Here is a 23,968-nt window from a genome sequence, read left to right as displayed (position 1 = left end):
CGCCCCGGCCACCTCCGCGCCGCGCCACCCACCCCGCCCCGTCTCACACCCTGAGCAGCGGCATCATCACCCCGTCGGTCATCTCGGCGATTTCCGAGTCCGCCCATTCGCTCCCGCACACCTTCGCGCGGTACATCATCAGCGCCGGGATGACCTCGACGAGAAGTGGACCGGTCGCGTCCGAATGGACGTCTCCCCGGTCGATTCCGTGTCGCACCGGGTCGCCGATCAGCACGTGCGCCGGTTCGTACAGCCCGCCCCGGACCAGGTCGCGAAACCGCTCCGCATGCGTGTGATCGCACTCGTGAAGGCACCGTGCGCAGCGCCTGTCCGGCCCGCGACCGCATGACGTCCCGCATCCGCACGCACACCGCGTACAGGTCCTCGCGCACCGACCCCAGGTCCGCGATCCGGCCGAGCGGCGGCAGCCGCGTCCGCAGCGCCTCGGCCACCAGGTTCGCCTTCGGGGGCCGGCGCCGGTACAGCGCGGCCGGCCTTGCCCGTCTGCGCTCCCGAGGCAACGCCCTCCACGGTGAGGGCCTTCCAGCCCGTGGTGCTCAGCTGCTCCAACGCGGCATCGAGAATCGCCCGTTCGAGTTCGGGCCCGCCCCGCACGGTCCTAGTACTCGACCCGGCTCCTGAAGGTCCCCAGGCTCTTGCACTGCTCGTACGAGGCGCTCACCCCGCGCTCGCTCAGGATCTCCCGGGCCCGGCGCTCCCCCAGGCTCGTCGCGTACCAGGGCCTCCGGCCGGCCTCCGCCAAGTCCCCGGCGATCGCGCGCAGGGCGCAGGAGCGCTGGGGCTCGGGCAGCCGGTCCAGGGCGGGTACCGCGTCCGCCGACAGGGACTGGAAGTAGGCCAGGTCGATCTTGCCGTCCTGCTCGTAGCGCGTGACGTTGCCCTCCGCGATCACCCCGTCCGGGGACATCAGGCCGAAGGCCAGTACGGCCGCCACGGCGCTCCCCGCGACCGCGCGGGGCAGCCAGCGCGCGCCGAACAGCCCGCCGGCCATGATCAGTACGATGACCAGCCCGAGCCACAGCTCCACCCCGGCGACGGACAGGCGCAGCCTGGTCAGCCCGTACGCGTCCACGTACAGGTCCATGCGGCGAAGCGCCGAGGCGACGACCACGATGGTCAGCGCGCAGAGCGTTCCGAGCACGACGCGCACCAGCCGCCGGTCGCCGGCTCCGTCGCGCGGGGCCCAGCGCAGGGCCAGCGCGATGACGGCGAGGGTGAGCAGGGTGGCCCAGAGCAGCTGCCAGAAGCCCTGGCGCGCGTACTGCGCGTAGGTGAGGCCGGTGGCCTCCAGGACCTTGCGGTAGCCACCGAAGAGGACGGCGAGCTGGACGGCGTTGAAGGCGGCGAAGAGCAGGTTCAGCACGATGAGCGGAAGGGCCCACTCCACCCGGGAGCGCGCCTTCCCCGGGCGCACCTCGATGCGGTCCCAGCGGGAGGGTGCGGCGGCCGCGCGGGCGACGGCGATCGCGACGAGGAGGCCGAGCGCGAAGAGCAGGAAGCGCACCGGGCCGCCCATGCCGCTGATGTCGGGGGTCAGCCCGCTCAGCAGGTCCGCGAACGCGGCGTCGGCGGAGGCGAACAGGGTGCCGAAGAGCGCCAGCAGGACCACCGCCACCACGACGGCCTTCGCCACCGGCAGCCAGCGCTCCCGGCGCCCCTCGCCGCGCGAGCGCAGCCCGCTCCAGACCCAGCGCACCCCGAGGACGGCGGAGTCGAGGAGGCCGACGGGCCCGAGCAGGATGCCGGGCCACCTGCGGCTGCCGTGCAGGGCCAGGGCGCCCGTCAGGAGGGCCGCGAACAGGGCCGTCACGGCCGGCCAGGCGGAGGCGCGCAGGGCGGGCACGGCGAGCAGTGCGAGGCAGCCGAGCGCCCAGAGCGCGGTCCACGGACGCAGCCTGCGGCCGGCCGCACGGGCGGCCGCGTAGGCGGCGAGCAGGGCCGGGACCACCGCGAGCAGCAGGCCCGGGCCCAGCCCCTCGCCGAGGAGCAGGGAAGCGGCGATGCCGGAGGCGAGTACGGCGCCCAGCACGACGGCCGGTACGGGCCCGACGGCGGCCGGGCGCGCGGCCTCGGCCCAGGCGAGCGGGGCCATCGACCAGGCACCGGAGGAGGCGCGCTCCTTGCGCAACTGGTGGATTCGCCAGGCCTTGGGATCCCAGCCGGGCGGCGCGGGCGGCGTGGGCGCGGGCGCGGGCAGAGCGGACCCCGCGTCGGCCTCCACACCCGCGGCCCTCGCGCCGGCCCCTACCGCGTCCACCGTCCCGGCCTTCTCCGCACCGGCGTTCTCTGCTGACATCGGGTTCCCCTCCCCTGTCGGCCACCCCTGCCATCGGGCGGGGGTGGCGAAGCCGACAGAGTAGGCCGGTCACCTGCAGTTTTGAACAGGATCAAAAGACGCCTGTGGCAGGACCGTGACAAACGGAGGGGTACGAACCGGCACGGACCGCCGCCACCCCCGACACCCCACTACCCCGCCGACTCCGGCAGCCAGGCCGGCAGCGCCTCGGTGCGGGCCAGCCAGGCCTGCGGCAGCACCGCGTCCCCGCGTGCGCCCAGCACTCCGCCGACGATCGCGCAGGTGGTGTCCACGTCTCCGCCCACCTGGGCGGTGGTCCAGAAGGCCCGCTCGTAGTCGTCCAGGCCGCGCGCCGCCGACCACAGGGCGAACGGCACGGTGTCGTGGGCGCTGGTGCGCCGCCCGCAGCCCAGTACGGCGGCGACGGTGGTCGCGTCGCCGTAGTCGAGCATGTCGCGCGCCCGCCGCACCCCGGCGCCCACCGCGCTCCGCGGGACGAGCGCGATCACGCCGTCCAGCAGGTCGGCGGCCTTCGGCGGCCCGGCCGGATCGGCCGCCAGCGCGGCCGCGGCGGCCACGGCCATCGCGCCGCACACCGCTTCGCGGTGCTGGTGGGTGGTGTAGGCGGAGATCTCCGCCTGGTGCGTGGCCTGCTCGGGGTCGTCGGCGTACCAGGCGCCCAGCGGGGCGACCCGCATGGCCGCGCCGTTGCCCCAGGAGCCCTGCCCGTTGAACAGTTCCGCGGCGAGCGTGCGCCAGTCCGCGCCCTCGCGGATCAGGCGCAGCATCCGGTTCACGGCGGGCCCGTAGCCGCGGTCGAAGTCGTGGTGGTGGGCGAAGGAGGCGGCCAGGGCGTCCTGGTCCACCCGGCCGTGCCCGGCGAGCACGGCCACCACGGAGCAGGCCATCTCGGTGTCGTCGGTCCACTGCCACGGATCGCTGCCGGCGGGCAGCTCGCGCCGCTTGAGCAGCGGGTAGTTCACGGGGACGAAGTACTGGGAACCCAGTGCGTCGCCCAGGGCCAGCCCGCGGAGGCTGGCCATGGCGCGTGCGTAGCGCCCTTCGGGGGAGGAGTCAGCGGTCATCGCGCGTCACTCTAGCCGTCCAGGTCATAAGGCTCGGGTGTGGTCCACCGCTCAAACGGGCGGTCCATCCGGTACCGGCCGTCGGACCCCAGCAGGAGCACCCGGTATTCGCCGTTGCCCGGGTTGGAGAGGGCCTCGAACTCGGCCACGGACCAGTGGAACCATCGCATGCAGAACAGTCTCATCGTCAGGCCGTGCGTCACGAGCAGCACGTTCTCCGGATGGTCCGGGGCCTCGAAGCTGCGGTAGAGGCTCTCCAGGAAGGCCCCGACGCGGTCGTACACGTCCGCGCCCGACTCCCCCTGCGCGAAGCGGTAGAAGAAGTGCCCGTACGCGTCCCGGTAGGCCTTCTGCAGCCGTACGTCCTCCCGCTCCTGCCAGTTCCCCCAGTCCTGCTCGCGCAGCCTCGGCTCCTCGCGCATCCGCACGCGCGTCGGGTCCAGGCGCAGCTCCCGGAAGGTCTGCAGGGTCCGGCGGTACGGGGAGACGTACGCGCTGACGTGCTCGTCCCCGAAGAGCTCGCGCAGGCGTCCGCCGACCTCCGCGGCCTGCTCGCGCCCGGTGTGGGTCAGCCGGAGGGCGTGGTCGGGCTCCCGCTCGTACACCGTGTCATCGGCATTGCCCTCCGATTCCCCGTGCCGGACAAGGACGATGCGCCGTGGTCGTACCATCCCACGACCCTATTCGGCCACCGGCGGGCACACCGACCGGGCTCGCCGGTCGGGGCCGGCTGCGGCCGGACAGTCAGCTCGTCAGGCAGGTCCTCAGGCAAGTCCTCAGGCGGGTCGTCAGGTAGGTGGTCACACCGTCCAGGACGCCTCGAGGTCGACGACGTCCCCGGTGAGAGCCTCCACGTCGGCCTGGATCTGGGCGCGCAGCGACAGCCGTTCGACGCGCTCCTGCCGGTACTTCCCGTGTTCGGCCGCCGCGTGCCACATCGACAGCACGAGGAACTCACGGCCCGGGGCCTCGCCGAAGAGGCCCCGGACCATGCCGGGCGAGCCCGCCATGGCCGGGTTCCAGACCTTCTCCTGCATGAGCGCGAAATGGTCCACGCGCCCCTCCCGCACCCTGGTGTGGGCGACCCTGACGACGTCGGCGTCTGTGAAACGTGGCTCGAAACCGGTCTTCACATCGAAGCGGTGATCGAAGAGCGTGGCCCGCGCGTCGGTGTAGGTGCCGTTCTGCGAAGCGGCCAGCCGGTCGTGCGAGCGGGCCATGAAGGAGTCGTAGAAGGAACGGCTCTCCCAGAAGGTGAAGACGTGCGCCACCCCCTGGCGGCCCCGGCTCCAGCCGCCGCCCTGCCCCCGGAATCCCGGCTCGCCCGGCAGTCCCGCCCATTTGCGCTGCCCGCGCTCGAACCCGCGTCGGTCCGTCACCGTGCAGCGAATCCACTTGACCAGCACTGCGCCATCGTACGGTCCCGGCGGGGCCCGGGTCAGTCCTCGGCGCGGTACAACCGAAGGAGTTCGTCCGCGTCCCGCTCGGACAGCCGAAGCCCGAACTCCCGGCCGAGCAGGGCCGGCACCTCCTCGGCCGGCACCTCCCGCCGCTCGATCCGCCCGTCGGGCAGCAGCCGGGAGAGCTCCCGCCCTACGAGGGCCAGCCGGGCGGAGTCGCCCGGGTACTGGACGATGGCCCGGGCGACGAAGGCGGAGCGGGGGTGTGAGGAGCTGTAGTGGTTCAGCACCACGTAGTCGACGGGGTGGTAGGGCTGCGGGGTGAAGGCGTACAGGTCGCGCCAGGTGCCCTCGCGCCATGCGCAGAGCGCGAGGACCCCGTCCGCTTCCTCCCGGACGCGGAACACCCATTCCCCCTGCCGCACTTCGACGCCGGGCCTCGCCAGCGGGACGGGCTCGCGCGGCCCCTGCCAGCCGAACCCGGCGTCACAGAGCCACGGTTCCCCTTCGACGGTGACGACGAGGACGGCGTGCGTCACCGCGAGCAGGGAGTCCCCCCGGGTGCGGTTGCGGGCGCCGCGTCCGCAGACCGCGAAGCCGATCCGCTCCAGGGCGGCGGCCAGCAGGGTGTTCTGCTCGTAGCAGTAGCCGCCGCGGCGCTCGTGCACGAGCTTGTCCTCGACCGTCTTGACGTCCAGCCCGACGGGGCGGCCGAACAGCACGTCCAGGCTCTCGAAGGTGATCGCACCGGTGTGGGCCCGGTGTACTGCCTTCAACGTCGCGAGGTCCGCCCGGAGTTCCCCGCCGTCCCATCCGATCCTCGCCAGATAGGCATCCAGATCCAGTTCGTCACCGCTCCACATGACCACTCCCACGACTCCCCGCTCGGCGCACCACGAAATTCAAGGGCGGCCAGTCGTGGCGCCCCGCACCATGGTCGTCATGACGGCGCTGCACACCAACCCGCTCTTCACCCGCCTGGCTTCGGCCGAGCGGATCCTCGTCGCCGGAGCCGGAGGCGGCTTCGACATCTACTCCGGCCTGCCGATCGCCCTCTCCCTCCTGCACCAGGGCAAGGAGGTCCACCTCGCGAACCTCTCCTTCAGTTCGCTCGCGGGCCTCCCGACGGACGACTGGACGGCCCCTGATCTCGCCGCGGTCACCCCCGGCTCCGCGCCGCACCAGGGCTACTTCCCCGAGCGCACCCTGGCCCGGTGGCTGAAGCTGCACGGGTACCCGTCCACCGTGTACGCCTTCCCCCAGGTCGGCGTACAACCGCTGCGTGCCGCCTACCGGGCGCTGATCGACCTGCACCGGATCGACGCGGTGGTCCTGGTCGACGGGGGCACCGACATCCTGATGCGGGGGGACGAGGCCGGGCTCGGGACGCCCGAAGAGGACATGACCAGCGTGGCGGCGCTGGCCGCGCTGGACGACGTACCTGAGCGTCTCGTCGTCTCGGTCGGCTTCGGCGTGGACGCGTACCACGGGGTCAACCACGCACTGGTCCTGGAGAACATCGCGGCGCTGGAGCGGGACGGGGCGTATCTCGGCGCGTTCTCGATACCCCGCGCCACCCGGGAGGGCGCGCTGTACCTCGACGCCGTGGACCACGCGCAGGACCACACCCCGCAACGCCCGAGCATCGTGAACGGCTCGGTCGCGGCAGCGGTCCGCGGCTCCTTCGGGGACGTCCGCTTCACCGACCGGACCCACGGCAGCGAGCTCTTCGTGAACCCGCTGATGTCCCTGTGCTTCGTCTTCGAGCTGACCGGCCTGGCCGCACGCTGCCTCTACCTGGACCGGATCGAGGACACCCACCTCATGCGCCAGGTCAGCTCCGCGATCGCGGCCTTCCGCGACGAAGTGATCACCCGCCCGGCCCGGACCTTCCCCCACTGAGGCGGGAGCGGGGACCGGCGCGCCGGTCCCCGCTCGCCCAGCCGACGGCCGTCAGGCGCGGCAGCGCAGCATCGTCAGCGGCGGGTTGCCGAGGGCGTCCGCCCAGAAGTCCTCGCCGAACTCCTTCACGCCGGCCTCGGACACCTCCAGCGGAACCCAGGCCAGGTCGCTGAAGCCGGCCGCACGCAGACACTTCTCGTAGACCTCGCGGCGCGGGAAGATGCCGAAGATCGTGACCGGCGGGTCGAGCAGCGCCGTGGTCCGGACTCGCCGTCCCGCCTCGACCTCCTCGCCGGTCAGCTCGGTGGTGAAGCCGTACTTGGCCAGGGAAGGCCCGTCGAAGTCGTAGTCGGGCGACTGGTTGAACAGGAAGAACTCGGCGCCGGGCGCCAGGTTCTGGTGCACGTTGCGGCACATCCGCTCGATGGTGGCGATGTCCTCCGCGTAGTTGAGCAGTTGCACCGCCACCGCGACGTCGAAGGGCTGCCCGAGAGGCCGCAGCTCGGCCACATCGCCCACCTCGTAGCGCACGCCCAGCGGATCACCGGCCTCCAGCGCCCGTGCCACGTTGACCATTTCACCGGAGATCTCGACTCCGAGGACGTCCGCGGCGCCGCGCCGCTTGAACTCCCTGCTGTAGAAGCCAGTGCCGGACGCCAGGTCGAGGACCGACTTCCCTCGCACGTCCCCGACCATGGCGAGGAAGCTCGGCACCTCCCCGTACTTCACTATCGGCAGGCCCTTGAAGCCCTCGAACGCCTCGCCGATCTCGTCGTACTGCTGCACCATGGTGCCGTTCTCCCCGTTCGACATGCCTCGCCACGGCCCCCGTTCCCGGAGCACGCCGTGGCCTCTGACTGGCAGTCTCCACGGATCCCAACAGGCAGACGTACTGGCAGAAACAACAAAGATCCGGACGTCACCCCGGCCGCCCGTACGGGCGGGCGCTATTCCTCGGCATCCGGCTCCCGATCGGGGAATGCGCGCAGCCTCAACTGTGGCGCCCGGTAGTCGGCGAGCCACCTCATCCGGTTGTCATCCGCCGCGAACCCGTCGCGTGCGGTTCGGGTCCACTCGTCCCGGTCGAGGACTTCGAGGTACGTCTCCCGGAGCGCTTCCTGCTGCGCCGCAGTGCACCCAGCAGCCTCAGGAGACTCCGTGGTCAGGTGCTGAGTGAGCACCGCGATCGTGAAGTAGCGCTCGATGGTCGGGCTGAGCGAACCCACCTGGCCGGCATGAGCGTCCAGGACCGCTCCCGAATGGGGGTAGTGGGCGAGGGTGAGCCCCATCCCCCCGCAGTCGCTCATGAGATGGAGTAGCCGACCGATGTGGTCGACCATCTCGCTGTCAGTGCCGAGGTCCGCAAGCGCCTCATGGAGTCTGGCGACCGTGGCGACCTTGCCGGCGAAGTAACCGTTGAGGAAGTCGCCGTCGGCAGGCCCTGCGGAGCAGCCATGGTCGGGCGGTCGGGTCGTCGAGTCTGCAGAGAGCTTCAACGACATAGACGCGTCCCCAGCCGGTGACTCGCTCGGCAAGCCAGAGCAGGGCCTCGACTCCTCCGGGCCGACTCTCGAGAGCATGCGCCGCCAGTGGACCGAAGTGGTGGGAGAGCAGCCCGATCGTCTGGATCAACGGGATGTCGTCGGCTGTCCCCACGGCGGCGACCAGGTGCAGCCCCACGGTGACCGAACATCGGTCGGTCCCGGTTCGGACCAGCCAGCGGCCGGTGTGGCGAACGCGTTCTCTGTCCGCCCGCTCAGCCGCGGCGGCGATGTGCTCATTGGGGTGAATCGGGATGTAGACGTCGTGGAAGGCGTCGGCCAATTCGCCGGGAAGGGCAGAGGCCCGCTCGAAATGTGCGTCGAGGATGAGCGCCGCGTCCTTGCCGGCCGAGTGCCGGTCCTCAGGTGCGCGCGGGCCCTTTCGACGACGGTGCGAGCCGTCGTCGGGGTACGGTTCCCCGTCGCGATGAAGCGGCTCTCCGGGAACCTGCCGGTGCAGCCGGAGCGCGTGGTCGAACAGTGTGGTCGGTGAACCGGGCAGTCCTGTCCCGGTCGTCTCCCTCATCGGCGGACGGAGGACTCGATTCTTTTGATCATGGCCCGGAGCATTCCATGGCAGGGCCATGACCACAAGCCACTTTCCATCTCCGCTCGCGCCTTCGGCGCGATACGCGTCTCCGTACGCAGTCGTTGGTGCACCAACCGCAGAAGGGCGGGGCACCGGCCCTGGGCCGGCGCCCCGCCCTCACGGAGATCACGCTTCGGGTTCAGCTACGTCGCATGGTGCTTCCGACGCAATTCCGCCCGGTGTCAGCTGCAGCCGCTGGTGGAGCCGCAGCCCTCGCAGATGTAGCAGGAGCCGGCGCGCTGCATCTTCGTGCCGCAGGAGAAGCAGAGCGGGGCGTCCGCGGAGACGCCGAGCTGCATCTCGACCAGTTCGGCGTTGGAGTGCGCCGTCTTGGGGGCCGGGACCGGGAGGACCGCGACCGGCTTGGCGGCCGGGGCGGCCGGGACCGCGGCGAGCGGGGCCGCCTGGGTCAGGGACTCCGTGTCGAGCTCCTCGTCGAGGGGCTCGTAGGAACCGGTGTCCAGGTGGCGCTGACGCTCCTCGGCGGAGTGGATGCCGAGGGCCGAGCGGGTCTCGAAGGGCAGGAAGTCGAGCGCCACGCGGCGGAAGATGTAGTCGACGATCGACTGCGCCATCCGCACGTCCGGGTCGTCCGTCATGCCGGCCGGCTCGAAGCGCATGTTCGTGAACTTCGCGACGTACGTCTCCAGCGGGACGCCGTACTGCAGACCGACCGAGACGGCGATCGAGAAGGCGTCCATCATGCCCGCGAGGGTCGAACCCTGCTTGGACATCTTCAGGAAGACCTCGCCGAGACCGTCGTCCGGGTAGGAGTTCGCGGTCATGTAGCCCTCGGCGCCACCGACCGTGAAGGAGGTGGTGATCCCCGGGCGGCCCTTCGGGAGGCGCTTGCGGACCGGGCGGTACTCGATGACCTTCTCGACCGCCGTGCGGATGGTCTCCTCGGCCTTCTCGGTGACCTCGACCTTCTCCTCTTCCTTCTTCTTCGCGGAGAGGGGCTGGCCGACCTTGCAGTTGTCGCGGTAGATCGCGAGCGCCTTGACGCCCAGCTTCCACGCCTCGAAGTAGATCTCCTCGATCTCCTCGACGGTCGCCGTCTCCGGCATGTTGACCGTCTTCGAGATCGCGCCGGAGATCCAGGGCTGGATCGCGGCCATCATGCGCACGTGGCCCATCGCGGAGATGGAACGCTCGCCCATCGCGCAGTCGAAGACCGAGTAGTGCTCCTGCTTCAAGCCTGGGGCGTCGACGACCACGCCGTGCTCGGCGATGTGGGCGACGATCGCCTCGATCTGCTCTTCCTGGTAGCCCATGCGGCGCAGGGCCTGCGGCACGGTGCCGTTGACGATCTGCATCGAGCCGCCGCCGACGAGCTTCTTGAACTTGACCAGGGCCAGGTCCGGCTCGACACCGGTGGTGTCACAGGACATCGCGAGACCGATGGTGCCGGTCGGCGCGAGGACGGAGGCCTGCGAGTTGCGGAAGCCGTTCTTCTCGCCGAGGCGGATCACGTCCTGCCAGGCCTCGGTGGCCGCGGCCCAGATGATGTTGTCCAGGTCCTCGGTGCGCGGCGCGACGGCGTTGGCGTCGGCGTGCTGCTTCATGACGCGCTTGTGCGACTCGGCGTTGCGGGCGTAGCCGTCGTACGGGCCGACGATCGCGGCCAGCTCGGCGGAGCGCTTGTAGGCGGTACCGGTCATCAGCGAGGTGATCGACGCGGCGAGGGTGCGGCCGCCGTCCGAGTCGTACGCGTGGCCGGTCGCCATCAGCAGGGCGCCGAGGTTGGCGTAGCCGATGCCCAGCTGGCGGAAGGCGCGGGTGTTCTCGCCGATCTTCTGCGTCGGGAAGTCCGCGAAGCAGATGGAGATGTCCATCGCGGTGATGACCAGCTCGACGACCTTGGCGAAGCGCTCGGCGTCGAAGGACTGGTTGCCCTTGCCGTCGTCGTCGAGGAACTTCATCAGGTTCAGCGAGGCGAGGTTGCAGGACGTGTTGTCCAGGTGCATGTACTCGCTGCACGGGTTGGACGCGGTGATGCGGCCGGACTCGGGGCAGGTGTGCCAGTTGTTGATCACACCGTCGTACTGGATGCCCGGGTCGGCACAGGCCCACGCGGCCTCGGCGAGCTTGCGGAAGAGCGACTTGGCGTCGACCGTCTCGATGACCTCACCGGTCATGCGGGCACGCAGGCCGAACTCGGTGCCGTTCTCGACGGCCGTCATGAACTCGTCGTTCACACGGACGGAGTTGTTGGCGTTCTGGTACTGGACGGACGTGATGTCGTCGCCGCCCAGGTCCATGTCGAAGCCCGCGTCGCGCAGGGCGCGGATCTTCTCCTCTTCCTTCACCTTGGTCGCGATGAAGTCCTCGACGTCCGGGTGGTCCACGTCCAGGACGACCATCTTGGCCGCGCGGCGGGTGGCGCCGCCCGACTTGATCGTTCCGGCGGACGCGTCGGCGCCGCGCATGAAGGAGACCGGGCCGGAGGCGTTGCCGCCGGAGGAGAGGAGCTCCTTGGAGGAGCGGATGCGGGAGAGGTTCAGGCCGGCGCCGGAGCCGCCCTTGAAGATCATGCCCTCTTCCTTGTACCAGTCGAGGATCGACTCCATGGAGTCGTCGACGGCCAGGATGAAGCAGGCGGAGACCTGCTGCGGCTGGGGCGTGCCGACGTTGAACCACACCGGCGAGTTGAAGCTGAAGATCTGGTGCAGGAGCGCGTAGGTCAGCTCGTGCTCGAAGATCTCCGCGTCGGCGGGCGACGTGAAGTAGTCGAAGTCCTCGCCGGCCTTCGTGTACGTCTTCACGATCCGGTCGATGAGCTGCTTCAGACCGGTCTCGCGCTGCGGGCTGCCGACCGCACCGCGGAAGTACTTGCTGGTGACGATGTTGACCGCGTTCACCGACCAGAAGTCGGGGAACTCGACGCCGTACTGCTCGAAGTTGACCGAGCCGTCGCGCCAGTTGGTCATGACGACGTCGCGGCGCGCCCAGGTCACCTCGTCGTACGGGTGCACGCCCGGGGTGGTGTGGATGCGCTCGATACGCAGGCCGCTCTTGGCAGTCTTGGTGCCCTTGGCGCGGGAACCTCGTGCCGAGCTGCTCGCCGTCTCTGTCATGCCGTTCCTCCCAATGCGGGCAAAACGCCCTAAAGTGCCAGCGCTATTCCGCGGCACGGTGCTGTGTGTCTTGTATCTACGCCTTCTTCGCCAGACCCACCGGCCGTTCCCACGCACGTACGGCGCGGAACGGGCCGTCCGGTCAGTCGGCGGCGGAGGCGGGCACGGGGACCGGAGCGGTCCCACCGGGCTCGCACTCTTCGTGAGGCCGCGGCACGCGGAGTTCCGCGATGGCGGTCTCGAAGTCTTCGAGTGTGTCGAACGCCTTGTAAACGGACGCGAACCGGAGGTACGCGACCAGGTCGAGGTCCTGCAACGGGCCGAGTATGGCCAGACCCACGTCGTGGGTGGTCAGCTCGGCGCTCCCGGTGGCGCGCAGCGCCTCCTCGACCCGCTGGCCGAGTTTGGCGAGGGCGTCCTCGGTGACCGGCCGCCCCTGGCACGCCTTGCGCACGCCGGAGATGACCTTGGTGCGACTGAAGGGTTCGGTCACCCCGCTGCGCTTGATCACCATCAGTGAGGCCGTCTCCACCGTCGTGAAGCGACGGGAGCAGTCGGGGCACTGGCGGCGCCGGCGGATCGACGTGCCGTCGTCGGTGGTGCGACTGTCGACGACACGGCTGTCGGGGTGCCTGCAGAAGGGGCAGTGCATAGTTCCCTCACCCTCCTCTTGGCACGACTGAATCACCTCGAGAGACCCCTGAACGGCAGAGTCGAAGCTCTGCCGGAGGCTCTCGAAGCAGCCACAAGCATATGCGATGTCGGGGACCCCGGCAGACCGAGGACCACAACTTCTGGGCGGCAGCGCTCATCCAACCACTAGATCTTGGGTTGTGGTGGATTTACACCGCTCCGCGTGTCGCGGTGTCCGATGGCCGGATGACAGGCCTCGCGGTGCCACACTGGGCGCATACCCGGACGGTGGCGACCCGACCCGGAAGGGTACCGTAAGCAGTGGCTCCGCAGCCGAACTCCCGTTCGGTCCGGATTAACCTCGGCGGTCCATACACCTCACTAAGTGACCACGGTGGGTGATCTCCGATTTTTCACTCGAACGTGTGTTTGGCGCAACCTTTCGAAAGGCAATACCGTTGTCCAGCTAGGGAGAACATTTCGAGAGGGGCCGACGTGACCACCACCGCAGACAGTGCCACCATCACTGCCCAGAACCGCTCCCAGAGCCGACTTGAGCCGGTGCATGCCATGAATGACACAAGTCTGAACCCGGAGGCGGAGCCCGTACGCCCCGCACGCTCGCTGCCAGGGCGGCCTCCAGGCATCCGCGCCGACAGCTCCGGGCTCACGGACCGGCAGCGGAGGGTCATCGAGGTAATCCGCGACTCGGTGCAGCGGCGCGGTTACCCCCCGTCGATGCGGGAGATCGGCCAGGCCGTCGGCCTGTCCAGCACGTCTTCGGTCGCGCACCAGCTGATGGCGCTGGAGCGCAAGGGCTTCCTGCGCCGTGACCCCCACCGCCCCCGGGCGTATGAGGTACGGGGCTCCGACCAGCCCAGCTCGCAGCCCACGGACACCACGGGCAAGCCCGCGGCCTCCTACGTCCCCCTGGTCGGCCGGATCGCGGCCGGTGGCCCGATCCTCGCCGAGGAGTCGGTGGAGGACGTGTTCCCCCTCCCCCGCCAGCTCGTCGGCGACGGCGAACTGTTCTGTCTCAAGGTCGTCGGCGACTCCATGATCGAGGCCGCGATCTGTGACGGCGACTGGGTCACGGTCCGTCGCCAGCCCGTGGCCGAAAACGGGGACATCGTCGCCGCCATGCTCGACGGCGAGGCCACGGTGAAGCGCTTCAAGCGCGAGGACGGCCATGTCTGGCTGCTCCCCCACAACGCCGCCTACCAGCCGATCCCCGGCGACGAGGCCACCATCCTCGGCAAGGTCGTGGCCGTACTGCGCCGGCTCTGATCGCCTGCGCCCCCATCCAGCTCCGGGACCTACTGCGCCGGTCCCGGAGCTGCTTTGCGTCTGGCCGCCTCGTCGCGGCTCGGCCAAGTCGCCGCTCGGCCTACTTGCCCTCGGCCTCGGCCGCGGCGTCGATCGCGGCGAGCGAGCGGCGGACCTGATTGCGGTCCGTGGTGTACCAGAAGTCCGGCAGCGTGGCCCGCAGGAAGCTCCCGTACCGGGCCGTGGCCAGCCGGGGATCCAGGACCGCGACGACACCCTTGTCGCCGGTGGCCCGTACGAGCCGACCCGCACCCTGGGCCATGAGCAGGGCCGCGTGCGTCGCCGCGACGGACATGAAGCCGTTCCCGCCGCGCTCCTCGACCGCCTTCTGCCGGGCGCTCATCAGCGGGTCGTCGGGACGCGGGAACGGGATCCTGTCCATGACCACCAGCTGACAGCTGGGCCCCGGCACGTCCACGCCCTGCCACAGCGACAGGGTCCCGAACAGGCACGTCTTCGGGTCGGCGGCGAAGGCCTTGATCAGCTCGCCGAGCGTCTCCTCGCCCTGGAGCAGGATCGGGTTGTCGAGCCGGCCGCGCAGCTCCTCGGCGGCGGCCTTCGCCCCGCGCATGGAGGAGAACAGTCCGAGGGTGCGACCGCCCGCCGCCTCGATCAGCTCGGCGAGCTCGTCCATCATGTCGCCGCGGGTTCCCTCGCGGCCGGGGGTGGCCAGGTGCTTGGCGACGTAGAGGATGCCCTGCTTGGGATAGTCGAAGGGCGAGCCGACGTCGAGGCCCTTCCACTGCGGCACGTCCTCGCCCTCGACGCCTTCCGGGGACAGGCCCATCGACGCCGCGACCCCGTTGAAGTCGCCGCCGAGCTTGAGGGTCGCGGAGGTCAGGACCACCGAGCGCTCCGCGAACAGCTTCTCGCGCAGCAAGCCTGACACCGAGAGCGGAGCGACCCGGAGGGTGGCGCCGAAGCGGTCGTGGCGTTCGTACCAGACCACGTCGTACTCGGAGCCGGCCACGATCCGCTCCGCCACCCCGTGCACGCTCTCCACCGCGGCGAGCGCCTGCTTGCGGACGGCGTCCTCGTCGTGGACGGACTTGTCGCGGGTGTTGCCGATCGCCGAGATCACGCTGCGCGAGGCGTCCCGCAAGGCCATCAGCGCGTAGCCGAGGTCCTCGGGGATCTCCTCCAGCCGGCCCGGGAGGGCCAGCTCCATGACCCGCTCGAAGGTCTCGGACGCGGTCTGCAGGGAGTCGGCGGTCTTCTCGTCGACCAGCTTCGCCGCACGCTTCACGGCGCGGTTGACCTGGCCAGGGGTGAGCTCTCCCGTGGCGACCCCGGTCACCCGGGACACCAGCTCGTGGGCCTCGTCGACGATCAGCACCTCGTGCTGCGGGAGCACCGGGGCGCCCTCGATCGCGTCGATGGCGAGGAGTGCGTGGTTGGTGACGACCACATCCGCGAGCTTGGCCCGCTCGCGGGCGGCCTCGGCGAAGCACTCCGCGCCGTACGCGCACTTCGTGGCGCCCAGGCATTCGCGGGAGGAGACGGAGATCTGCGCCCAGGCCTTGTCGGAGACGCCCGGGGTGAGGTCGTCGCGGTCGCCCGTCTCGGTCTCGTCCGCCCAGTCGCGCAGCCGCAGCAGGTCCTGCCCCAGCTTGCTGGTCGGGGTGGCCGCCTCGAACTGGTCGAAGAGGCCCTCCTCCTCGTCCTGCGGGGCGCCCTCGTGCAGACGGTGCAGGCAGAGGTAGTTGGAGCGGCCCTTGAGCATGGCGAACTGCGGGCGGCGGCGGAGCTGCGGATGCAGCGCCTCCACCGTCCGGGGCAGGTCGCGCTCCACGAGCTGGCGCTGGAGGGCCAGCGTCGCGGTGGCCACGACCACGCGCTCGCCGTGCGCGAGCGCCGGCACCAGGTAGCCCAGGGACTTACCGGTGCCGGTACCGGCCTGGATGAGGCGGTGGGAGTTGTCGTCGATCGCTTCGGCGACGGCTTCGGCCATGGCCACCTGGCCGGGCCGCTCCGTGCCGCCGACGGCGGAGACGGCGGCGTGCAGCAGGTCGGGGAGGGAGGGCTTCGTCATAGCAGTGCCAACCCTACGGGGCCCCGCCGACAGTGACGGCACCGGCGAGCGGTCATGACCGGTGGAGGGGGTTCGGCACAGTGCCGTACCGCACGGCGTGCGGGCGGTCGGGCCGGTCGCGGTAGCCGTCCTCGTAGAGACGGTTCCTGTTGAGGCAGAGCCTCCCGATGCGTTCGCCGAGGAGATCGAAGAGCTCGTAGCGCTCCTTGAGCTCCGGGAAACGGGCCTGGTGTCGGAGGATCTCCGCCCGCACGAGCGCCCAGAACGTGTCCTCCGCAACCCCGAGCCGGTCCTCGCAGAGGGCGGAGAGGTAGCGGAAGACGCCGACGAAGAGCCCGGAGTGGATGAACTGGGGCAGGAAGTCCGCGGGCTCGGTGAGCAGGACCGCACGGACCTCGTCGGGCATGGCCGCCAGCTCGGGCAGCGGTTCGGCGCTGATGTTGACGTCGTCCACGAAGTCCTTGACCGCGAGCCGGACCGGGACGTCGTGCTCGTCGAAGATCACGACGGCGTTCTCGCCGTGCGGGGAGAAGACGGTGCCGTAGCGGTAGAGGAAGCGGAGCAGCGGGGGCAGCAGGGCGGCGAAGAGGCGCTGGAGCCAGACGGTGGGGGTCAGGCCGGAGCGGGCGACGAGCTCGGCGGTGAAGGACCGGCCGCGGGGATCGACGTGCAGGAGCGAGGAGAGGGTGCGGGCCCGCTCGCCGGGGGCGAGGTGTCCGGTCAGCGGCTCGCGCCAGATCGCGCCGAGGAGCTCCTTGTACTGGTACGGGGCTTCGGGGAGCGCGTCGTAGACGGGGTGGCGGACCGTGACGGAGGCGACCTCGCCCAGCAGGATCACCCCGCATTCCTCGCGGAGGAAGGCGTCGCCGTCGCGCAGGGAGTGGATCCAGGCGGTGACGGCGGGCGCCGCGAGGGCCAGGTCCGAGGGCAGGCCGCGCCAGACCATCGTGTTGAAGACGGAGAGCGGCAGTTTGACGCTGTGCCGGTCGGGGCGGGTGAGGTTGAGGAAGGTCCGGATCGACTGCTGGGGGAGGCGGAGGTCGGGGTCGGCGGGGAGCGGGACCAGGGTGCCGGCGGCGAGGGCCGGCGCGAAGAGGGGCAGGACGACCTCGTCCCACTGCCAGGGGTGGACGGGGAGGTAGAGGTAGCCGAGCGGGTCGAGGCCGCGGTCGCGCAGGGTCCGGTCGAAGAGGGCCCGGGTGACGGGGTCGAGCTCGGCGGAGTAGAGGCGGGCGGGGTCTTCGAGGCCGGCGGTGCCGCGGTAGTGCGCGAGGGAGGTGTGCGCGGCGAGCCAGGGCAGGCGCTGGGCGGTGCGGGCCTCGGGTGCCCAGGCGGCGGTGTCGGAGGCGGAGAGTCCGATCCGCCCCTTGTTGAGGACGAGCCAGGGGTGGCCGGTCTGGTGGCCTTCGAGGGCCGCGTAGTCGAGGTCTGCGAGGACGTCCGCGGTCAGCGCGGTGTGGTCGATCCGGGCGTCGGCCGCGAGCGTGGCGCTGAGCTCGCGGACGAGGTGGCCGAGGGTGGCGCCGTCGAGAGCGAGGAGCCTGCGCGCGCGGATGAGGAAGGCGTACGGATCCCCGAAGGCGGTCGGCAACCCGGGTGCGGCGGGCTGCGGGGTGAGCGTGATCGTGTCGGGTGCGACGTGCCAGCTGCCGTACGAGCGGCGGCGGGCCCGGAAGCCGAGGCTGCTGCCGTCGTCGAGGGTCAGCGTCCAGGCGTCACCGGAGGCGGCCGGGGCGGGGACCGGGGTGACGATCTCCTCGTACGCGAACTCGCCGAGCATCTTGGCGAGCAGGCGGCGGGCGGCGAAATCCCAGGTCGGACGGTTCAGTTCGGGCGGTGTGCACGGGTGCTGGGGCGACGGGGGCACGGCGTCGGGGAATGGGGGGAAGTGGGGGCCTGGGGAGTCGGGGGCTGCGGAGAAATTCTGCACGGGACTCCTCGGGATCGGGAACTTTGCTGCGTGACGCAGAGTTTTCGAGGTGAGAGGTACGGGAAGTGAAGAGATGTGCGAGACCAGCCGGGAGGGACGGGACGTGCGGGGCGGCACTCAGAGGAGATTGCGCAGCGCCCGCTCGCGGATCATCAAGGCGGCTCGCTTGCCGGGCAGTTCGATCTCGGTGGGGCAGCGGAAGCCGGAGTTCAGGAAGGCTGATACGGAGGGGGTGTTGCGGATGTCCGGTTCGGCGATGACCCGCATGCAGCGGGGGCGGTTGTCGAGCACCAGGTCGGCGACGGCGCGCAGGAGCTCGGTGCCCAGACCTCGGCCGCGGTTCGTGCCGTCTCCGATGAGCAGGTGGATACCCGTGTCGTGGGGGCGCGCCGGGTAGTGCGCGGCGAGCGGGTCGAGGTCGGCCCGGTAGATCTCCCAGTAGCTCATCGGCGTGCCGTCGAGGAGGCCGAGACACGGGATGCTGCGGCTGCCCCCGGTCAGCTGTGCCCACACGTGGGCGGCGGTGACGGCGGCGGGGCCGGCGAGTTCCCAATAGGCGTCCACCTGCGGGTCGTTCATCCACGCGGTGAGCAGCTTCAGGTCGCGGCGGAGCCGTACGGGTTCGAGTCTGAAGACGCCGGACCGCGTCGTGACGCCGCCCCAGGCCGCCGGGGAGTCGAGGAGATCGGCCTCGGCGAGCTGGGGCAGCGACTCGGGGCTGAGACGCGGCGCGGCTGTGCGGAGCTCATCGGCGAGGAGCACGCCGGTGTGGAAGTCGGTGGAGGGCATCGGTGGCTCTTCTCCGTTTCTGTGGGGACGCGTCATTCGTGAAGGGGGTTGGCGATGGAGACGTAGACGGACTGGGTATCGACGGGGCCGACGAGCTCGTCCAGACCTCCGAGGCGGGTGAGCAGATTCGCTTTGCAGCGCAGGGTGGGCGAGTCGAGCAGCCTCTCGGGGAGCGGTCCGAGGCCCGTGGCCTTGCCGAGGAACCGGCGGAAGGCGGCCAGCAGGACGCGTTCGTCGGCGAGCCGCTGGGATCCGAAGGCTCCGATGAGACCGAGCACGTTGTTGATGCCGAGGTAGTAGGCGAAGCGCTCGTCGGTGACGGCGTCGGAGACGAAGGTGCCGCTCGTGGCGCCGATTCCGGGGAGCCGGCGCTCCAGTTCCGCGCGGCGGGAGGCGCGGAAGTAGTAGCCCTGGTTGTCGCGGTAGCGGCCGCCGACCGGCCAGCCAGCCGGGTCGAGGAGGACCAGCGTGTTCTGCTGGTGCGCTTCGAGTGCGATGCCGGCGAGCGCGTCGAAGGCGAGGACCGGCAGGACGACGTGTTCGAGGTAGCGCAGGAACCACTCGGCGGCGACGGCGGAGGTCGTCCGCCCGGTGGTGGTGGCGAGGTGCGAGACGGTCTCGGCGAGGCGGGAGCTCATGGTGGTCCGCCCGGGCCACGGGCGTGGTGCGGTGAGCGCGGCGACGCAGAGGGCGTCGTCGCCCGACCGGAAGGGGTTGTGACGCAGCAGGACGTCGAGTCCGGGGACGGGGTCGCCGTCCTGCGTGTCGACGGCGACCCAGGCGGGATCGCGGACGATGTCGAAGCCGGGATGGGCGGCCTGCCACCGCTCGGCGAGTCCGGTGCGGAGCAGTCGGTGCACCTCGATGCCGCGATGCAGTTCCTTGCGGAGGTTCTCACGACGGGAGTTGGTGATGCGCAGGCCCAAGGAGAGCTTCAGCATCGCGGGGGCGCCGGGCTGGTGGACGGTGCGGATGGAGGAGGTCGGATACCAGGGGGCCCCGTACGGGCCCAGGTCGTGGAGGAGTCCCGCATCGCGGAGGGCGGCGACCGCGGGGCGCTCGAGCAGGTCGCGGGCCTGCCAGGGGTGAAGGGGAAGGGGGGTGGCACCGTCGGGCACCGGGAGGCCGGGGGCGAGGCGGCCCAGCAGCCGGGCGGCGGAGACCGGGCGGCCGCGTTCGGTCCAGGCGGAGTCGGTGGCGAGGGCGGCGGGTTCGACCGCCACCCAGTGCAGGGGGAAGGAGCCGTGGAGTTCGGGTGAGTAGCGGCGCACTTCGGCTTCGGAGAGCCCTTCGCGGCTCTTCGGGGTCGGGTGGAGCGGGTGGCCGAGGAGGAGGGACTGTTCGGCGGTGAGGAACCGGTCCGCGGCGACGGGGACGGGTGCGGCCGGGCGTTGGCGGCGGTCGGTGATGAACTCGGCGGTCCGGCGCACCGAGTCGGCGACCCGGCCGACGAGGTCGGCGCTGCCGGGGTCGCCGGGGGCGCCGCCGCTGGGGGCGCCGGTTCCGGGGCCGCCGTCGCCTTCGCGGGCGATCAGTGCCGCGAGGGTGACCGCGTCCACGGCGGGGGCGTCGGCGGGGACACCTTCGATGCGGGCCGGGCCGAAGCGGTGCCAGCCGGCCGCGGACCAGTAGCGGACCGCGACGAGCAGGGCGGCGCCCGATGCGGGGAGGGGGATGCGCAGGACGGGGCCGACGGGCTGTTCCAGTCCGGTCTCGCGGACCCAGCAGCGCAGCAGGTTCTCCACCGAGGCGGCCTCGGCGGCGACCCTGGGGTCGGGGTGGTCCAGCGGGTCCGCAGCTCCCGCGCGGGGTCGGACGGTGCCGTCCTTCTGCCGTGGCACCGCGGCGGGTGCCTGCGGCTCGGCCGCCGGCCAGGGCATGCCCGCGGCCGGCATGCCCGGGAAAGCACCGGCAGGACCGGTCCAGCCGTCCCCCGGCGACGCGGACGCTGCGGCCCGCTCCCCCGGTTCGGCTGCGCCGGGTCGCGGGGCCGCAGCGTCCTGGGCGGCGATGGGCTCGGTAGTGGAACCGGAGGCCGACGGGGCCGCCTCGGAAGGCCCCTTGGGCACGGTCTTACCCTGCCCCCCTGAAGGCAGCTCGTCCGAACGCCCCGGACCGGGCGGCGCCGAGTCGGCCGCGGAGCCGGGACCCGTGCCAGGGCGGGGGCCGGGGCCCGGGCCCGGGCCGGGCGATGCTCCCCGTGCCTCCGCCCGGGGCCGCCCGGCGAGGGCGTCCGCCGAACCCTCGGCCGGCAGACCCCCTGCCCGGCTCGCCGGACCAGCGCCGGCCGCAGCGCCGTAAGCCGGCTGCGAGGCCGCGGGCGACGGCGCACTGCGCGAGGCGTCGCTGGTAGCCGGTACCCCGGACCAGGCCACGGCACCGGCCAACGGCGGCCACGCGGTGGGGGCGGAATTAGATCCGGCGGACACCGCCGGATCAACGGCGGGCCGGGGGGCGCTGTCCGCGGGAGCGGACAGCGGCGGCCATGCGGTGGGGCTGGGCGGGGAACCGAGGGACACCGCCGGATCGACGGCGGGCCGGAGGGCGCTGTCCGCGGGAGCGAACAGCGGCGGCCATGCGGTGGCGGCGGGGGGAGAGTCGCCGGGCCCGGCGGGAGGGAAGGCGGGCTGGGGAGAACGTTCCGCTGGAATGGGTGGCGGCTGCCACGCGGCGGCGGCTGGAGGCTCGGTGCCCGTGGCCGCAGGAGAAGTGGGCGGCTCAGGTCGGGCCGTAGCACCGGAAGGCGACGGGCCCGGCCTGGCGTCCGGGGAGCCGGAGGGGGTGGGCCGCGCGGGCGTAGCCATCACGGCCGAGGTGGCGCTGACGGGAGTCGGCCCGCCCGGCGCGCCTGGGGCGGCCGGGGCCAGGCTCGGACCGGGAGCCGTGGGCTCGGTACCGAAGGGCTTCCCGTGCCGGGTCGGCGGATGCCCGTTGAGAGCCGTCAAGGACGGAGAGGCGTGGCCGTCCGGCGGTGGGGTCGGTGCCCCGCCGAGGGCCAGGGCCGGGGCCGGGGCCGGGGCCGACGGCGGGGTAGGCCCGGCTGGGGCGGTGGGAGACGACGCCGGCGTGCTCTCGGCGACGGGCCGAGCCCCGGGGGCGGGGGCCGGCGGCTGCAGGGGCCCGGCGGAGACGGTCGGAAGCACGGACGGGCGATGCCCGGCCGCAGCAGCCGAACCCGGGGCGGCCGCTGGCGGTGGTGCCCCGACGGTGGGCGGGACGCCGGGAGGCGGGGCTGAGTCCGTTGAGAGGGCCACGGTCTCCTCCGGAGTCGACAGTGGTGAGGAGCCGGAGGGCTTGTGCCCGTACCCGAGAGCAGGGGGAGAGCCCGGGGCGTCCGAAGGCTGGACCGGACCGCTCCCTGCGCCGGGTCGCGTACCCAGGGCCGGCGCCGACATGAGCTGCGGCGGCGCAGCCGCAGCAAGGGGTGACCGCCGCGGCTGATCGGCGGACGCCGAGGAAGGCGACACAGAAGCGGCCTGCGGAAGCGGCGGACTCAGCCGATCAGCCGACGCCGACCACTGCAGGGCGGGGGCGGGCGGAGAGTCCGGCGACGGCAGCGCGTCGGTACGCACCGGCTTCGGTGGCGCCGACTCAGCCGGAGGCTGCGGGGACCGTAGCGGAGTGGCGGGCGCCAGCGGTGACGGTGGTACGGGGTTGGCCGGTGCCTGCGCGGTAGGGGGAAGGGCGGTGCCCAAGAGGGGCGCAGGGTGGAGCGCCTCGGCAAGCGGAGGGGTGGGGCCCAAAGGGTGCGCAAGGTGGAGCGCCTCGGCAGGCGGAAGCGCGGGGCCCAAAGGGGGCGCAAGGTGGAGCAGCTCGGCAGGCGAAGGGGTGGGGGCCAAGGGGGGCGCCGGGTAGACCGTGTCGGCACGCGGAGGGGTGGGGGTCGCGGGGTGCGCAGGGTGGACCGTGTCGGCAGGCGGAGGGGTGGGGGCCGAGGGGTGGAGGGGGTTGGGCATCGGGGTCCTTAGCGGCGGGTGGCGGCGGAGATGGCGTCGGCGAGGCGGTCGAGGACGGCTGAGGCCTGCTCGTCGGTCAGGGTGAGAGGGGGGAGGAGGCGGACGACGCTGGAGTGGCGGCCGCCGAGTTCGACGATGAGGCCCCGGTCCAGACAGGCCTGGCGGACGGCCACCGCGAGGTCCGAAGAGGCTTCGCCGGTGTCGGGGTCGGCCAGTTCGACGCCGATCATCAGCCCGCGGCCCCGTACGTCCGCCACGCACGGGTGGGCCGGAATCAGGCCGCGCAGCGCGGCGAGCATTTGTGCGCCCAGGGTCGCGGCGCGCTCCGCGAGGCCGTTCTCCCGGACGTAGGCCAGCGTCGCGGTGCCCGCCGCCATGGCGAGCTGGTTGCCGCGGAAGGTGCCGGCGTGGGCGCCGGGGGCCCACTGGTCCAGCTCGGCCCGGTACACGATCACCGCGAGCGGGAGGCTGCCCCCGATGGCTTTGGAGAGCACCATCACGTCGGGGACGACCCCCGCGTGGTCGACCCCCCAGAAGGCCCCGGTGCGCCCGACCCCCGTCTGGACCTCGTCGGCGATCAGCGGGATCCCCCGCTCCGCCGTGATCTCCCGCATCCTGCGCAGCCAGGCGTCGGGGGCGGGGTGGACTCCGCCCTCTCCCTGGACGGGTTCGACGATCATCCCGGCGGGCGCGGGCACCCCGCTCTTGGGGTCGTCGAGCAGGTTCCGCGTCCAACGGGCCGACAGTTCCGCGCCCTCGGCCCCGCCGACTCCGAACGGGCAGCGGCGGTCCTGTGGATACGGCAGCCGGGTCACCCGTACGTCCGTGGCACCGCCGGAGACGGCCAGCGCTCCCGCGGTCATGCCGTGGTAGGCCCCCGTGAAGGCGAGCATCCCGGACCGTCCGGTCGCGGTGCGGACGAGGGTGAGCGCGGCCTCCACCGCGTCCGTCCCGGCCGGTCCGCAGAACTGGATGCGGGCGTCCGCGGCCAGCTCCGCCGGCAGGCTGGCGAACAGCTCGGTGGTGAAGGCGTCCTTGACCGGAGTCGCGAGGTCCAGCACGTGCAGCGGGGCTCCCGAGTCGAGGACCCCGCGGATGGCTTCGAGCACGACCGGGTGGTTGTGGCCGAGGGCGAGGGTTCCGGCGCCGGAGAGGCAGTCGAGGTAGCGGCGTCCGTCCGCCCCCTCGATGGTCAACCCCCGTGCGCGCACGGGCACGATGGGCAGGGAGCGCGCGTACGTCCGGGCGGCGGACTCCCGTTGCGCCTGCCTGCGCAGGATCCCCTCGCCCGCGGCTGTCCCCGGAGCCGCGGACGGCGCCTGCCCTCCGAACTGCCCTGCCTCCGGAGCCCGGTTCGCCTGCGCCGGAACCTCCGCCCCGGCCGTGGCCTG

Annotated in this window: 17 protein-coding genes and 1 pseudogene; 3 read left to right on the top strand and 15 right to left on the bottom strand. The window is 71.9% G+C overall.

Annotated elements, in window-relative coordinates; translation table 11 throughout:
- Window positions 1-43 precede the first annotated feature (43 nt).
- The 6 genes and pseudogenes from AC3IYI_RS29660 to AC3IYI_RS29635 form a co-directional block, all read right to left on the bottom strand.
- A pseudogene (locus tag AC3IYI_RS29660) lies at window positions 44-615 on the bottom strand (TetR-like C-terminal domain-containing protein).
- 4 nt (window positions 616-619) lie between these two features.
- A complete protein-coding gene (locus tag AC3IYI_RS29655; RefSeq protein WP_489406549.1) occupies window positions 620-2,317 on the bottom strand; it encodes a DUF4153 domain-containing protein in 1,698 nt (565 codons plus the stop codon).
- A 170-nt stretch (window positions 2,318-2,487) separates the two neighbouring features.
- Window positions 2,488-3,402, bottom strand: coding sequence for an ADP-ribosylglycohydrolase family protein (locus AC3IYI_RS29650; protein ID WP_489406548.1), 915 nt, complete (start codon window positions 3,400-3,402; stop codon window positions 2,488-2,490).
- An 11-nt stretch (window positions 3,403-3,413) separates the two neighbouring features.
- Window positions 3,414-4,073: a histidine phosphatase family protein gene (locus AC3IYI_RS29645; RefSeq protein ID WP_489406547.1), complete on the bottom strand. Its 660-nt coding sequence runs from the start codon at window positions 4,071-4,073 to the stop codon at window positions 3,414-3,416.
- Window positions 4,074-4,202: 129 nt separating this feature from the next.
- On the bottom strand, window positions 4,203-4,808 hold the full coding sequence (locus AC3IYI_RS29640; protein ID WP_489406546.1) for a YdbC family protein: 606 nt from the start codon (window positions 4,806-4,808) through the stop codon (window positions 4,203-4,205).
- A 32-nt stretch (window positions 4,809-4,840) separates the two neighbouring features.
- Window positions 4,841-5,665 (bottom strand): arylamine N-acetyltransferase family protein, encoded by an 825-nt coding sequence (locus tag AC3IYI_RS29635; RefSeq protein WP_489406545.1) that lies wholly within the window; start codon window positions 5,663-5,665, stop codon window positions 4,841-4,843.
- A 79-nt stretch (window positions 5,666-5,744) separates the two neighbouring features.
- On the opposite strand from AC3IYI_RS29635, the gene AC3IYI_RS29630 reads away from it, so the two are divergent.
- Window positions 5,745-6,704: a DUF1152 domain-containing protein gene (locus AC3IYI_RS29630; protein ID WP_489411726.1), complete on the top strand. Its 960-nt coding sequence runs from the start codon at window positions 5,745-5,747 to the stop codon at window positions 6,702-6,704.
- A 51-nt stretch (window positions 6,705-6,755) separates the two neighbouring features.
- Here AC3IYI_RS29630 and AC3IYI_RS29625 read toward each other — a convergent pair whose 3' ends face one another.
- A complete protein-coding gene (locus tag AC3IYI_RS29625; protein ID WP_489406544.1) occupies window positions 6,756-7,493 on the bottom strand; it encodes a class I SAM-dependent methyltransferase in 738 nt (245 codons plus the stop codon).
- Window positions 7,494-7,651: 158 nt separating this feature from the next.
- A complete protein-coding gene (locus AC3IYI_RS29620; RefSeq protein ID WP_489406543.1) occupies window positions 7,652-8,206 on the bottom strand; it encodes a hypothetical protein in 555 nt (184 codons plus the stop codon).
- Window positions 8,207-8,282: 76 nt separating this feature from the next.
- Between AC3IYI_RS29620 and AC3IYI_RS29615 the strand changes: the two genes are divergently transcribed.
- Complete coding sequence (locus AC3IYI_RS29615; protein ID WP_489406542.1) at window positions 8,283-8,738, top strand: hypothetical protein; 456 nt, start codon at window positions 8,283-8,285, stop codon at window positions 8,736-8,738.
- Window positions 8,739-9,016: 278 nt separating this feature from the next.
- Here AC3IYI_RS29615 and AC3IYI_RS29610 read toward each other — a convergent pair whose 3' ends face one another.
- Both AC3IYI_RS29610 and nrdR read right to left on the bottom strand, forming a co-directional pair.
- Entirely contained in the window at window positions 9,017-11,911 is a 2,895-nt protein-coding gene (locus tag AC3IYI_RS29610) for a vitamin B12-dependent ribonucleotide reductase (protein ID WP_489406541.1), read from the bottom strand.
- Window positions 11,912-12,053: 142 nt separating this feature from the next.
- Entirely contained in the window at window positions 12,054-12,563 is a 510-nt protein-coding gene (nrdR, locus tag AC3IYI_RS29605; protein WP_250748823.1) for a transcriptional regulator NrdR, read from the bottom strand.
- Window positions 12,564-13,039: 476 nt separating this feature from the next.
- On the opposite strand from nrdR, the gene lexA reads away from it, so the two are divergent.
- Entirely contained in the window at window positions 13,040-13,831 is a 792-nt protein-coding gene (gene lexA, locus AC3IYI_RS29600; protein WP_489406540.1) for a transcriptional repressor LexA, read from the top strand.
- A 100-nt stretch (window positions 13,832-13,931) separates the two neighbouring features.
- Here lexA and AC3IYI_RS29595 read toward each other — a convergent pair whose 3' ends face one another.
- The 5 genes from AC3IYI_RS29595 to AC3IYI_RS29575 all read right to left on the bottom strand — a co-directional run bounded on the left by AC3IYI_RS29595 (window position 13,932) and on the right by AC3IYI_RS29575 (window position 23,857).
- Window positions 13,932-15,902: an ATP-dependent DNA helicase gene (locus AC3IYI_RS29595; RefSeq protein ID WP_489406539.1), complete on the bottom strand. Its 1,971-nt coding sequence runs from the start codon at window positions 15,900-15,902 to the stop codon at window positions 13,932-13,934.
- A gap of 52 nt (window positions 15,903-15,954) precedes the next feature.
- Window positions 15,955-17,769, bottom strand: coding sequence for an IucA/IucC family protein (locus AC3IYI_RS29590; RefSeq protein WP_489406538.1), 1,815 nt, complete (start codon window positions 17,767-17,769; stop codon window positions 15,955-15,957).
- A 180-nt stretch (window positions 17,770-17,949) separates the two neighbouring features.
- Window positions 17,950-18,621 carry a GNAT family N-acetyltransferase gene (locus AC3IYI_RS29585; RefSeq protein ID WP_489406537.1) on the bottom strand — a complete coding sequence of 224 codons (672 nt, stop codon included), beginning with the start codon at window positions 18,619-18,621 and terminating at the stop codon, window positions 17,950-17,952.
- Window positions 18,622-18,653: 32 nt separating this feature from the next.
- Window positions 18,654-20,516: an IucA/IucC family protein gene (locus AC3IYI_RS29580; protein ID WP_489411725.1), complete on the bottom strand. Its 1,863-nt coding sequence runs from the start codon at window positions 20,514-20,516 to the stop codon at window positions 18,654-18,656.
- 2,069 nt (window positions 20,517-22,585) lie between these two features.
- Complete coding sequence (locus tag AC3IYI_RS29575) at window positions 22,586-23,857, bottom strand: diaminobutyrate--2-oxoglutarate transaminase family protein (protein WP_489411724.1); 1,272 nt, start codon at window positions 23,855-23,857, stop codon at window positions 22,586-22,588.
- Between the last annotated feature and the right edge of the window lie 111 nt (window positions 23,858-23,968).

This window comes from Streptomyces sp. GL_148, from assembly GCF_057834205.1.
The sequence above is the reverse complement of the archived record's forward strand: the minus strand, read 5'-3'. Positions and strand labels throughout refer to the sequence as shown.